This window comes from Mycobacterium sp. NTMscope_MAC_12, from assembly GCF_976985675.1.
In genome coordinates this window covers 1,080,851-1,092,872 of sequence record NZ_CDRJYY010000001.1, presented here as the reverse complement: position 1 = coordinate 1,092,872, position 12,022 = coordinate 1,080,851, and the positions used below count along the sequence as shown (strand labels likewise).

Genomic DNA, 12,022 nt, shown 5'->3' with positions numbered 1-12,022 from the left:
CGGACGAGCCCTTCCTACATGGCGAACACACGGCGTACCGCCTGGGCGTGCAGCGCCCGGTTCTCCTGGGAAACAATCCAATCCGGCACCATCGAGTCGAAGCCATTGAAGGTCGCCGCAATCACATGCAGTTCGGTGTGGACGTAGGCATGCAGCAGCCGATTGGCGTAGTCGATGGCCTCGTCTCGGCAGGGATCGATTTCGGAGCAGCTGACGAACGTGGGTGGCAGCCCCTCGAGGTTCGCCCGGTGCGCGGGGACGTGTTGCCCACTGGCGCTGGCGTGGCCGAGGTAGTGGTTCCAGGCCCGGCTAACGGCCGGACCATTGAGACCCGGGGTGCGCTGGAACTCGCGACGCGACGGCGTGGCATCGGAGTCGAGCATCGGCTGATGCAGGATCTGCATCAGGATGGGTGGACCTTCCTGGTCGAACATGCGCTGGGTCAGGCTCGCGACCAGCGCCGCGCCGGCGTCCCGGCCCATGACCGCGATGCGGCTGGCGTCGGCGTCCAGCTCCGCGCTGTGGTCGACCGCGTAGCGGAAGGCCGCTTCGACGTCGTCCAGCGCGGCCGGACACGGATTTTCGGGCGCCAGCCGGTAGTCGACGGAAACCACCAGACAGCCGCCGTCGCGGGCCAGCTCCACGCAGTGCGCATGGTCTGTCTCCAGGTTCCCGGTGACGAACCCGCCGCCGTGCGCGTACACCACCAGGGGCGCGGCGGATTCGGTGCGGCCGCGGTACAAACGAAGCCCCAACTGGCCACCCGGCCCGGCAATGGATCGGGAGTCGATCAAGACGCCAGCGGTGTCGGCCGCCGCGGCGCGCTGGGCGGCCAGCAGGTTGGCGTGCTCCCGCTCGGCGGCCAACGTCTCGGCGCGGAACTCGAAGACGCCTAACTCAACGGCGGCATCGCGCAATACCGGGTCGATGCGGGTGAGGCCATGGGGCCGGGCCAGGTTCGTCTGTGTCATACCTACTCAATTTCTCCGGCTCGTCATGCACGCTAAACCACCTTCAAGGTAGACCTGAGCTTTTCGCCGGAGGCAGACGAGGTAGGCATCGGCGCGAGAAGACTCCCGACGCGACGATCGCAGCAAGCCGTTGGGCTTCGTTGCTATTTATACTATGATAGCTAAATTCCGCTCGGTACAAACCCGCCGTGGACTAGCGGGCGGTCGTCAATCGGTCCGCGCGAACGGCCTTACTCGGTTGTTTCCAGGAGGAAGCGCTGATGACGCTCAGCACTGACCCGAACGGTCAGCCCGTGGTCCCCCCGCTCGACTTCACCGGCGAAACCAGCCCCTATCCCTTTTTCGAATACATGCGGCACACGGACCCGGTCTGGCATGGCTCCCTGGCCGATTCCGGGCAGCTGCCGGAGGAATTGCGGCCCGACGACGAATGGGTCCTGTTCGGTTACGACGGTGTGTCCCAGGCTTTTCGCGATGACCGGGTCTTCACGTCGGCCGCCTACGACAAGACCATCGGGCTGGTGATGGGACACACCATTTTGGCGATGGGCGGCAGGGAACACCACGACCATCGCAATCTGGTGGCCAAAGCCTTCCGCGCCACCGCCCTGGCGCGGTGGGAGCCATCGGTCATCGGGCCGGTGTGCGATCAGCTCGTCGAAGAAATCCAAAACGAGGGCCAGGCGGACCTGGTGAAGGCGGTGACCTTCGAGTTCCCGACGCGGATCATCTCCACGCTGCTCGGTCTGCCCGCCGAAGATCTCGACCTGTTCCGCCGCCTATCGCTCGACCTCATCTCGATCCCGACCGACATCGAGGCGGGGTTGAACGCCGCCACGGAGCTCTACGACTATTTCCTCAAACAGGTCGAGCAGCGCAGGCGCAAGCTCACCGATGGCATCATCGGCGACCTGGTCGCCGCGGAGATCGACGGCGAGAAGCTCACCGACGAGGCCATCATCTCCTTCTTGCGATTGCTGCTTCCCGCCGGCCTGGAAACCACGTACCGTTCGTCGGGCAATCTGCTCTATCTGCTGCTGACCCACCCCGAGCAGCTGGCGATGGTCCGCCGGGACCGGTCGTTGCTGCCGATGGCGATCGAGGAGGGCCTGCGTTTCGAAACGCCACTGACCATGGTCATGCGCACCACGACCGAGGAGGTCGAAATCGGCGGTAAGACAATCCCGGCCAACGCCCAGATCGACATGTGTATGGGTTCGGCCAATCGCGACGAGAGCCGCTGGAGCGACCCCAACACGTTCGACATCTGCCGCCCGCGCCAGGCCCACATCGCCTTCGCGGGCGGCATTCACATGTGCCTCGGCATGCATCTGGCGCGACTGGAAACGCGGGTCATGTTGAACAGCCTGTTCGACCGCGTCGAGGATTTGGCGTTCGTGCCCGACGACGGAACCGGGGAGGAGTCCAAGATCGTCGGGCTCACATTCCGGTCGCCGAACAAGCTTCCGGTCACCTTCACGCCCGCCGCATGAAAAGCCGCGCAGCGATCCTGCACGACGTTGGCGGCCCGTGGTCCGTCGAAGATTTCGAACTGGACCCGCCCAAGGCCGGCGAAGTCCTGGTGCAGATGGCCGCCGCCGGCCTGTGCCACTCCGACGACCACATCCTCAAAGGCGACATGTCGGCGCCCAATGAGGTGATGCGATCCCTCGGGCTGCCGACCATGTTCCCGACGATCGGCGGCCACGAAGGCGCCGGCATCGTGCGTGAGGTCGGCCCCGGCGTCACCGATGTCGCGCCGGGTGACCACGTGGTGATGTCCTTCGTCGCCGTGTGCGGCCAATGCCGTTGGTGTGCCAGTGGAATCGAGTACCTCTGCGACCAGGGCATCGGCACCATGGTTCCGGGAATGCCGACCGACGGCACGTTCCGCCACCACACCGCCGACGGCCGGAAGTTGGGTCATATTTCCAAGATCGGCGCCTTCGCCGAACACACCGTGGTCTCGACGAATTCACTGGTGAAGATCGAGCAACATCTGCCACTGACGTCGAGCGCGCTGTTGTCCTGCGCCATCCCGACCGGATACGGTTCCGTCGCCAACCGGTCCAACATGCGTGCGGGCGATACCCTCGTGGTGATCGGCGTCGGCGGGATCGGCACGGGCGCCATCCAGGGTGCCCGCATCAACGGCGCCGCCCAGATCGTGGCCGTCGATCCTGTTGACTTCAAACAGAAATCGGCTTTGCAATTCGGTGCGACGCACAGCGTGGCGACGACCGCCGAGGCGCTGGACCTGGTGCGGGGTCTGACCTACGGGGTGATGGCCGACGCCGTGGTGGTCTCACCGTCGTTGATCACCGCCGACGACGTGCGCGACGCGGTGCGGCTCACGCGCAAGGGCGGCACGTGTGTGCTCACCGGCATGACGTCGCAGTTGACCCGGTCCGTCAAGATCGACTTGCAGGATTTCATCCTGACCAATAAGACGTTGGCGGGCACCATCTTTGGCTCATGTAACCCGAAGGCCGACATCGCCAGGTTGGCGAGGCTGTATGAGACAGGTCAGTTGCAGCTCGACGAGATGATCACCAAGCGCTATCACCTTGACGAGGTCAACGACGCCTACGACGATCTGCTCAACGGCAAAATCGTCCGGGGCATCATCGATTTCGGGATCGGCTGAAGCCCTGCTTACATCTTGATCGCGGGGATCAGCCTACTGAGATTCCAGACCCTGTCTCGTCGCGACGACAGGCAGGAGATCGCCAGTGCGGCAGCGGTTATCCCGGCCAGCACGATGATCGCCTGCCATAGCCGCGCGTCGATGCCGCCGAGGATCAGCTGCCGGAGCCCGTTGACGCCATAGGTCATCGGGTCGAAGCGGTGCAGGATCTGGAATGGCCGTGACGTGGTTTCCACGGGATACATGCCGCCCGCGCTGACGAGCTGCAACATGAGTAGAGCCATGATCAGCACCCGGCCCACCGCTGGACCGACAAGCGCGTTGATCGCCTGCGTTGCGGCTACGAACGCACTGGAAATCAGCACCATGAACCCCAGCATGGCCGCCGGATGGACGGCGTGCATACCGAGGGCGAACCGGACCACGCAGTAGAGAATGACCGCTTGGAATAGCGCGATCGCGGCGGCGGGCAGGTAGCTGGCGAGGACCACGCGGAACGCGAGCACTTCCGCCGCGATCGCGCGAGACTGCAAGGGCCGCAGCACCATCCACAGCACCAACGCACCGAAGAACAAGGCGAGCGTGAGGAAGAACGGAGCCATCCCGGTGCCGAAGTTGGGCGCGGCATTCTCATGCGAGGCCTCGAGTTGCACCGGACCACCAATTGTGTCGGCAACCGCATCCTTTTGCTGGCTTGTCCAGTTGGGTACCTGCTTGGCCCCGTCGGCGAGTTTGGTCGCCAGCTCGGCCGATCCCGCCTTGAGCTGTCGTGCCCCGTCGTCGAGCTTGGCAATGCCACCGGCCAATTCGGCGTTGCCGGTGGCGACTTGCTGGGCTCCGTCGCGCAGCTGGGTGAGCTTGTTCGTCAGCTCCTGTCCCTTGCTGCCGACCTGGTCGAGCGCCGACCCGAGGGGGCTGCCTGGGTTACGCAGCCCCGATGTCATGGCGATCGCCGCGTTCTGCGCATCGGTGAGTTGCTGGCGGATCTGGGGTGTGAACTGGTGACCCCGGAGCTGATCCTGGATGCCGCGCAGGTTGTTCGCGAGCGGATCCTGTCGCGCGGAGAGCTGATCGATCACCGATGACAGCGAGTTTGCGGCGGCATCCTGCGCCGCGGCGATGGTACCGAGCTGGTCGTTGGCCTGCGCAAGTGCGGCTGCGCCCTGTTGCAATTGCTGCGTGCTGCCGCCGATTTGCGACACCGCCTTGGTCACCGCGAGCAGCGGGTCGGTGGCCTGGTTGATTCCGTCTGACAGTTGCTTGGCACCAGCGGCAAGCGTTGCCGAGCCGGACCGCGCGGTGTCCAGGCCGCCCACCAGCTGGCCCGCGCCGTCATCGAGTTGCGCGGCCCCGTCTGCGGCCTGCTTGATACCTGATCCCGACGAAACCACCACCGACAGCATCTGATTGACGGCCTGTCCCGAGATCCGGCTGGATACCGCGTTGAGCACCTGGCCGATGGCGGTACGACCGATACTCGTCGAGATGTAGTTGTTGGCGTCGTTGTAGACGGCGATCAGGTTGGCCTTCTTGGGTTGCCCGGTCACCGGCGACGCGACGGCCGCGCTGAAATCTGGCGGTAATTCGACCATGAAGTAGTACTTGCCGTGGTCGACTCCGTTGCGTGCCTCCGGTAAGTCCACGACGTGCCAGTCAAGGCCGCCGTCCGCGGTCAGGCTCTTGGCGATCTCCGCGCCGGCATTGAACTGCTGCCCGGATACGACGGCGCCGCGGTCGGAGTTGACCAGCGCCACCGGCATCTTGTTGGTGTGGCCGAACGGATCCCAGAACGCCCACAGGTACAGCGCCCCGTACACCAGGGGCAGCAGCATCAGTACGACGATGGCCACGCGCGTCAATCGGCTACGGCCGAAACGTTTGATCTCCGAGCCAAAGGCCAGTCCAGCCAACATCGTTCAGCCCTCTCCGGTCGGGATGCGGTGATCGTGTAGTTCGTGGTCGGGCGAGTCCGTGCCGAGCGGGTTGGTCACCCCGACGACGACGGTGCGCTGCTCCGCGATCACGCCGAGCCTGTCGACCGCGACCGTTCGCCGGGAATTGTCACGAACCTGTTCGAGGTCGCCGACCACCAGGATCGGACGATTCGACAACAACGCGAGCGTGATGCGCAGCAGAAACAGTTCGAGGTCTGACAATTCGACGATGTAGGTGTCGCCGGACGGGGGGGTCATCTCGCCGAAGACCTCGGTCAGCTCGGCCGGACCCGATTGAAGCGGCACCGATGAATACCACGGCGCCAGCCACCGTCGTTGCTCGGCGAGCACGGTCTCCACGGTCACCGAATCCTCCAGCTCGTCGATGTCGTCGAAGGCCGCGATCGAGCATTGCCGGCGGATCGCGCGCGGGGTTGTTTCGCCGAGGACGGTCAGCGTGCCGTGGCTCGGCCTGAAACGCCCCGCGAGCGTCAGCAGCAGCGTGGTCTGCCCCGGCCCGCCGGGCATCTGGATAGCGTGAAAACCCGGTGTGAGGGCGAGATCGATATCCGAAAATAGGGGGCCGTGCTCGCCGTCGACGCCTAACCCGCGGGCGATGATCACCGGCGCCACCGCGTCCGGCCCGTCATTCGCATCCATGGTGAGGTCCTTCCTGACCGGCGGAAGCCCGGATAGATTCCAGCACCGCGGTGACCAGCTGCGCTAGCAGGTCGGGGTTGATGGTCCCGGGACGCAGGACCTCTTCCATCGCCACGCCGAGGTTGATCGTGACGACGAGCTGGGCGAGGTCGGCCAGCTCTCGATCGGACGCCACGGACGGGCTCGATTTGACGATGTGCACCGCTTGGTCGGCGGCGGCGGCGCGGCGGCGTTCGATGAGACGCTCGCGCAGCTGGTGGTCACGCTGGGCGCGCAGCCAGTATTCGACGAACAGCACGTAGAAGTCGGAATGGTCGCGAACTGCGTCCAGCCATGACCGGCTCAATTCCCGTGCGGCCGCACCGGTGTCGCCACCGCTGCTGTCCAGCGCTGTGGCGATCTGCTCACCGCGGAGCTCGAACTCGCGGTCGAGCAGGGCCAAAAACAGCTCGTCTTTGGATTCGAAATTCGAGTAGACCGCGCCCTTGGTGAAACCTGCGGCCTGGCCGATGGCATCGATGGTGGCCCCGGCGAAGCCTTCGGCGGCGAAAACCTTCGACGCTGCGTCCAGGATCCGGTCGCGAACCTCGCCGCGGGTGGGGCGGGTTCGGTGCGGCTTGACAGGGGACATGGTCAGCAGCATACTCGACGGTATCGAATGGATACTAGCAAGTATCGAAGGGGATGGTGCTAAGGGAGCTTGGCCAGGGCGTGATCCCAGAGTTGGCGCGCGAGGATCGGATCGTAGGCCGCCCGATTGGCTTTGGCGACTTTGCCTTTCGCGTAGTATTCGCCGACCGTCCAGTCGACGCCGGGCACGCTGGTCGCCAACCAGACCAGCTGATCGGCGCCATCATCCGCGGACTTGATCATTCGGCTAGCGGGCGTGCGTTGCATGGTCGTCAGAAACCGCGAGCCGGACGAATGACCGATGTTGGTGTTGACGAAACCGGGGTGAACCACTGCCAGCGAAAGACCATCGGCCCGATAGCGCCGATCTAATTCCTTGGTGAACAAGATGTTTGCCAACTTCGCCACCGCGTAGGCGGTGCTGGGCCGGCGCCGTTCCGTCGTGTCGAAATCGGCGAGCTTGACATTGCGCAGCAGCCGCTGTGACGAGCTGGACGTGTTGACGATCGTGGCATGCGAGCCGATGAGCACGTCCAGCAACAGCGTGGTGAGCAAGAACGGCGCCAGGTAGTTGACCTGAAAAGTGATCTCATGGCCGTCGGGGGTTCTCCGGAGCTTCGAGAACACTCCTCCGGCGTTGTTGCCCAATACGTCGATGCGCGGGCAGGCGGACCGGATTTTGTCTGCCAGCGCCCGAACTTGGGACAGGTCGGCGAAGTCGGCCAGGAAATAGTCGGCGCCCAACTCCGCGGCCATGGCCGCGGTCTTGCTTTCCGACCGCCCCACCAGCACGACGTTGTGCCCGCCACGGCTGATCCGGCGGGCCGCCGCCGCACCGATGCCGTCGCTGGCGCCCGTGATGACGATCGTCTTTGACGTCACCGCAGGAGTGTATCGATCACCGCCGCAGTGAGTAACGAACCGGCAGGTGCTTGAGCCCGCCGACGAAGGTCGTGGCGACCAGCTCCGGGTCGCCGGTCAACTCAATGGATTCCAGGCGTGGCAGCAGCTCTGAGAAGAAGCTGCTGACCTCCATGCGGGCCAGCGCCGCGCCCATGCAGAAGTGCACGCCATAGCCGAAGGCCAGGTGCTTGTTGGGGTCGCGACCGACGTCGAAGCGGAAAGGCTCGTCGAAGACTTCCTCGTCGCGGTTGGCCGACACGTAGGACAGCAGCACGGATTCGCCTGCGGCAATGGGGACTCCGCGCACGACAGTGTCGCTGGCGGCGGTGCGCATGAACTCCTTGACCGGCGTCACCCAGCGGATCATCTCGTCGGTGGCCAGTGGCATCAGGTCGAGGTTGTCGCGCAAGCGGTGCAGCTGGTCGGGGTTTTCGATGAGCGCCTGCAGGCCACCGGAGATGGTGGCGCTGGTGGTGTCGTGGCCCGCGGTGGCGACGATCAGGTAGTAGGAGACGGTGTCGATGTCCGACAGGGGTTCGCCGTCGACGCGGGCGTTGGCGATCGCCGAGGCGAGATCCTCGGTCGGGTGTTCGCGGCGGGACGCCGTCACGCCGTTGAAGTATTGGAACATGTCGAGCAGCGCCGGCAGCTGGTCCTCGTTGGAGCTGCCGCGCTTGAATTCGGAGTCGTCGCTGCCGAACAATTCCTGCGTCAGCTTGAGCATGCGGGGAAAGTCGGCCTCGGGCAGGCCCAGCAGCGACATGATCACGTAGAGCGGGTAATTGACGGCGACTTCCTGAACGAAGTCGCATTCGGGACCGACCGCCATCATCTTGTCGACGTAGATCTTGGCCAGCTCGTCGACGCGAACCTTCAGGGCCCGCATCGCCTTTGGGCGAAACCAGTCGGAGCCGATCGCGCGCACCACCCGGTGCTGCGGGTCGTCCAGGTGGATCAATGTGCGCACGCCGACGGCGGCCTGCATCTCGTCGCCTTCGGCGGTCGTCAACACCGGTCGCGGCCAGTTGGTGAAGAGCATGTTTTCCCGCTCGATGTCCATGATGTCGGCGTGTTTGGTGATCGCCCAGAACGGCCGGTAATTCGGCACCTCCACCCGCGACACCGGAGCGTTGGCGCGCAGGTGAGTCAGCGCCGCATGCAGCCGCTGCTCGTCGGTGTACGCCAACGGGTCCGTCAGCAGGTTGGCGGCCTCGTCCATCGTGGTGGTGCTCACTGGTGAAACTCCTCGATTCGGGGCGTCCCCGCCGGCGAAAGACGGACCTCGAGGGACGGGGCATCAGGACTGCGGGTAACTTTACCGTAAGCAATCCAGTATGTGACCCCGCAACGTGGCGATCGCAAGCGCGGCGTAGCCGGCGCCGGGGGCACCTCCCGCTTGCGGGGGACGGGTCGCCACCATAAGGACTGCTCGCGCGACGAATCCTCTATGAGGTAGGACATAGGCATGCCGAAAGCCCAGGACTGGGGAGAAACGCTCGACGATCTCGAGCGACGCCGTCAGCACGCGCTCGAAATGGGCGGGCCGGAGCGGCTCGACAAGCACCGCAACAAGGGCAAGCTCGACGCCCGCGCTCGGATCGAGTACCTCCTCGACCCGGGCACGTTCCGCGAGCTCGGCACCCTGGTCGGCGGTGAGACCGCGGCCGACGGCCTGGTCGTGGGCTCCGGCGAGCTCAACGGCTCACCGGTGATGCTGGGCGCCGAGGACTTCACCACCCTGGCCGGCAGCATCGGGCCCGGCGGCAATTCCAAGCGGTACCGCATCGCCGAACTGGCGCTGCGCGACAAGATCCCGCTGATCATGCTGCTCGAAGGCGCCGGCTTCCGCCCCACCGGCGGGCATTACGGGCGCACCCCGACCGACCTGCTCGCGCAGGCGCAATGCTCCGGGCGCGTCCCGACCGTCGCCGCTGTCCTCGGCCCCTCGGCCGGACACGGCGCACTGGTGGCACCCGTTTGCGACTTCCGGATCATGAGCCGGCAGGGCGCGATCTTCACCGCAGGGCCCCCCGTCGTCAAAGAGTCGACCGGAGAAGACATTTCGAAAGAGGACCTGGGCGGGCCGGGCGTCGCGTTGCCCAGCGGCGTGATCCACAATGTCGCCGAGGACGACGAAGCGGTGCTTGACGACGTCCGCCGCTACCTGTCGTACTTCCCGCCCAGCGCGTGGTCGTACCCGTCGCCGCAACCGTCCGGTGCGGCCTGCGCACCGCGGCCGACGCCGGAGCTGCTCGACATCGTCTCCCGGGACAACCGCCGCGTTTACGACATGCGCGCCGTGCTCGATGTGGTCTTCGACAGCCCCGACTGGTTCGAAGTGCAGCCCCAGTTCGGCAAGGCGATCATCTGCGCACTCGCCCACCTCGGCGGCCACCCCGTCGCGGTGGTGGCCAACCAGCCGCAGGTGCTCGCGGGCTCCATCGACGCCGACGCCGCCGACAAGGCGGCCCACTTCATCATGGTGGCCGATTCCTTCCACCTGCCGATCGTGTTCCTCGCCGACAACCCCGGGATGCTGCCCGGCAGCCGATCCGAACGCACCGGCGTGCTGCGGGCCGGCGCGCGGATGTTCGCCGCGCAAACGGCCGCTACCACGTTGAAGCTGCACCTCACACTGCGCAAGGCGTACGGCTTCGGGTCGATGGTCATGTCGCTGTTGGGTTTCGACCATCAGGTCGCGACCTTCGCCTACCCCGGTGCCACGATGGGCGCCATGAGCGCCGCGGCCCTCAGCCGCGCCTCACACGCGGGCGAAGACCTTTCGGCCAAGCTGCGTAACGCCGAGCTGGAGGCCTCCTACCGCTCGGCCGAGCACATGGGGTTCGACGAACTGATCGATCCCCGCGAGACACGCGACGCCCTGCTCGCGTCCTTGAAGCGCGGCCTGTCGAGCAGGCAGGCCGCCGCCGAGCCGGTAACCCGGACCGTCATCCTGCCTTAGAACCGCCGCGAGAGTGCATCTACCGACTGCGCCTCTCGGGCGGTTTCACGCGGTGGATGCAACGGTGGGTGGTTTGGACAATAGTTCGTTGAGGGCTTCGGCGGGTGTATTCCAGTCCAGGGTTTGGCGTGGTCGTCCGTTGAGTTCGGCGGCGACGTAGTCCAGGTAGCCGGCGCCATAGACCGATAGGTCGGTGCCTTTCGGAAAGTATTGGCGCAAAAGCCCATTGGTGTTCTCGTTGCTACCGCGTTGCCACGGCGAGTGTGGATCGCAGAAGTAGATATCCAAGTCAGTGGCGTCAGCGATGGCGAGGTGGTTGGTCAACTCCTTGCCCTGGTCCCAGGTCAACGAGCGGCGTAGATGGTCGGGCAACTCGGCCATTTTGGCCACGATGGCGTTTTGCACCGCCAGGGCGCCGTGGTCATCGGGCAGGTGCAAGAGCATGACAAAACGGGTGGTGCGCTCAACCAGAGTGCCAATCGCGGACCCCGATTTGGTGCTGCCCAGGATCAGGTCGCCTTCCCAGTGACCGGGGACGGCACGGTCGGCGACCTCGGGTGGGCGTTGGCTGATATTGACCATGTCGGGGATACGTCCGTGGCGGCGGGCCCCGGGCTGGTGCTGGGATCGGCGCACCGCGCGTTTGGTCCGCAGGCACCGATGCAGCTCGCGGCGCAACGAGCCGCGGCCCTGAACGTAAATGGCCTGGTAAATGGCCTCGTGGGACACCCGCATCTCCGGATCATCAGGGAAGTCGCGGCGCAGCCGCGCGGCTATCTGAGTTGGGCTATGCAACTGTTTTAACCGAGTCTGCACTTCGGCGTGCAGCCTGTCATTGATCGCGAGCTTGCGGGTCTTGGGGCGCCGCGCCCGATCAGCGGCACGGTCATGCGCCGACACGGCCAGATAGCGCACGCTCGCGGTCTTGCCGCTTTGGCGGGCCCCGAACGCCTCTTTGCGCCGATACCCCGATTTGCAGCCCGTATGGCGGTTACGCAACTCGCAGTTGCTGTCGATCTCACGCTTAATCGTCGATGCTGGCCGGCCCAACCGGCGCCCGATCGAGCGCAAAGATTCCTGGGCATGCACACCGGCCTGGATCTCGATGCGTTCCTGCAAGCTCAACCGCGGCCGGGGACCGCAGATATTCGGTGTCCTGAAACGGGGTTTCACCCCGCCAGCCTCACGGAACCACTGCCGACCCGTGCCTTGCGACACGCCGACGGCCACGCCCGCCGAGCCCGGATCAAGGCCCCGCCGAACACATTCCCAAAACACCGGAACCCGCGACCGCAACGTCCCATTGGCCATCGCA

General features: G+C 65.4%; 10 protein-coding genes. 3 read left to right on the top strand and 7 right to left on the bottom strand.

The genetic code is table 11. The features are described 5' to 3' along the window. Window positions 1–14: 14 nt before the first annotated feature. A complete protein-coding gene (locus tag AC0KS4_RS05245; protein WP_225326622.1) occupies window positions 15–971 on the bottom strand; it encodes an alpha/beta hydrolase in 957 nt (318 codons plus the stop codon). Between the two features lie 260 nt (window positions 972–1,231). On the opposite strand from AC0KS4_RS05245, the gene AC0KS4_RS05240 reads away from it, so the two are divergent. Then, on the top strand, window positions 1,232–2,464 hold the full coding sequence (locus tag AC0KS4_RS05240) for a cytochrome P450 (RefSeq protein ID WP_225326623.1): 1,233 nt from the start codon (window positions 1,232–1,234) through the stop codon (window positions 2,462–2,464). Next, window positions 2,461–3,618: a Zn-dependent alcohol dehydrogenase gene (locus AC0KS4_RS05235; protein WP_238957474.1), complete on the top strand. Its 1,158-nt coding sequence runs from the start codon at window positions 2,461–2,463 to the stop codon at window positions 3,616–3,618. Before AC0KS4_RS05240 ends, AC0KS4_RS05235 begins: the two co-directional genes overlap by 4 nt. 8 nt (window positions 3,619–3,626) lie before the next feature. On the opposite strand, the gene AC0KS4_RS05230 is transcribed toward AC0KS4_RS05235, so the two are convergent. From AC0KS4_RS05230 to AC0KS4_RS05210, 5 genes are read right to left on the bottom strand one after another with little or no spacing between them, the layout of a single operon-like run. Then, window positions 3,627–5,531, bottom strand: coding sequence for a YhgE/Pip domain-containing protein (locus AC0KS4_RS05230; protein WP_238957473.1), 1,905 nt, complete (start codon window positions 5,529–5,531; stop codon window positions 3,627–3,629). Window positions 5,532–5,534: 3 nt separating this feature from the next. Then, window positions 5,535–6,212, bottom strand: coding sequence for an ATP-binding cassette domain-containing protein (locus tag AC0KS4_RS05225; RefSeq protein ID WP_225326626.1), 678 nt, complete (start codon window positions 6,210–6,212; stop codon window positions 5,535–5,537). After that, a complete protein-coding gene (locus tag AC0KS4_RS05220) occupies window positions 6,199–6,855 on the bottom strand; it encodes a TetR/AcrR family transcriptional regulator (protein ID WP_225326627.1) in 657 nt (218 codons plus the stop codon). Before AC0KS4_RS05220 ends, AC0KS4_RS05225 begins: the two co-directional genes overlap by 14 nt. A 47-nt stretch (window positions 6,856–6,902) precedes the next feature. Then, entirely contained in the window at window positions 6,903–7,724 is an 822-nt protein-coding gene (locus AC0KS4_RS05215) for an SDR family NAD(P)-dependent oxidoreductase (RefSeq protein WP_225326628.1), read from the bottom strand. 16 nt (window positions 7,725–7,740) lie between these two features. Continuing rightward, window positions 7,741–8,964, bottom strand: coding sequence for a cytochrome P450 (locus tag AC0KS4_RS05210; protein WP_225326749.1), 1,224 nt, complete (start codon window positions 8,962–8,964; stop codon window positions 7,741–7,743). Between the two features lie 246 nt (window positions 8,965–9,210). On the opposite strand from AC0KS4_RS05210, the gene AC0KS4_RS05205 reads away from it, so the two are divergent. Beyond that, entirely contained in the window at window positions 9,211–10,707 is a 1,497-nt protein-coding gene (locus tag AC0KS4_RS05205) for an acyl-CoA carboxylase subunit beta (RefSeq protein ID WP_225326629.1), read from the top strand. 45 nt (window positions 10,708–10,752) lie between these two features. Here the strand turns inward: AC0KS4_RS05205 and AC0KS4_RS05200 are convergent, their stop codons facing one another. Continuing rightward, on the bottom strand, window positions 10,753–12,018 hold the full coding sequence (locus AC0KS4_RS05200; RefSeq protein WP_238956496.1) for an IS30 family transposase: 1,266 nt from the start codon (window positions 12,016–12,018) through the stop codon (window positions 10,753–10,755). Window positions 12,019–12,022: the final 4 nt, after the last annotated feature.

Coding starts and splice junctions, on each gene's coding strand:
- AC0KS4_RS05200 (WP_238956496.1), bottom strand. CDS start 12,018: ATGGCCAATGGGACGTTGCGGTCGCGGGTTCCGGTGTTTTGGGAATGT.
- AC0KS4_RS05225 (WP_225326626.1), bottom strand. CDS start 6,212: ATGGATGCGAATGACGGGCCGGACGCGGTGGCGCCGGTGATCATCGCC.
- AC0KS4_RS05240 (WP_225326623.1), top strand. CDS start 1,232: ATGACGCTCAGCACTGACCCGAACGGTCAGCCCGTGGTCCCCCCGCTC.
- AC0KS4_RS05210 (WP_225326749.1), bottom strand. CDS start 8,964: ATGGACGAGGCCGCCAACCTGCTGACGGACCCGTTGGCGTACACCGAC.
- AC0KS4_RS05205 (WP_225326629.1), top strand. CDS start 9,211: ATGCCGAAAGCCCAGGACTGGGGAGAAACGCTCGACGATCTCGAGCGA.
- AC0KS4_RS05235 (WP_238957474.1), top strand. CDS start 2,461: ATGAAAAGCCGCGCAGCGATCCTGCACGACGTTGGCGGCCCGTGGTCC.
- AC0KS4_RS05230 (WP_238957473.1), bottom strand. CDS start 5,531: ATGTTGGCTGGACTGGCCTTTGGCTCGGAGATCAAACGTTTCGGCCGT.
- AC0KS4_RS05220 (WP_225326627.1), bottom strand. CDS start 6,855: ATGCTGCTGACCATGTCCCCTGTCAAGCCGCACCGAACCCGCCCCACC.
- AC0KS4_RS05245 (WP_225326622.1), bottom strand. CDS start 971: ATGACACAGACGAACCTGGCCCGGCCCCATGGCCTCACCCGCATCGAC.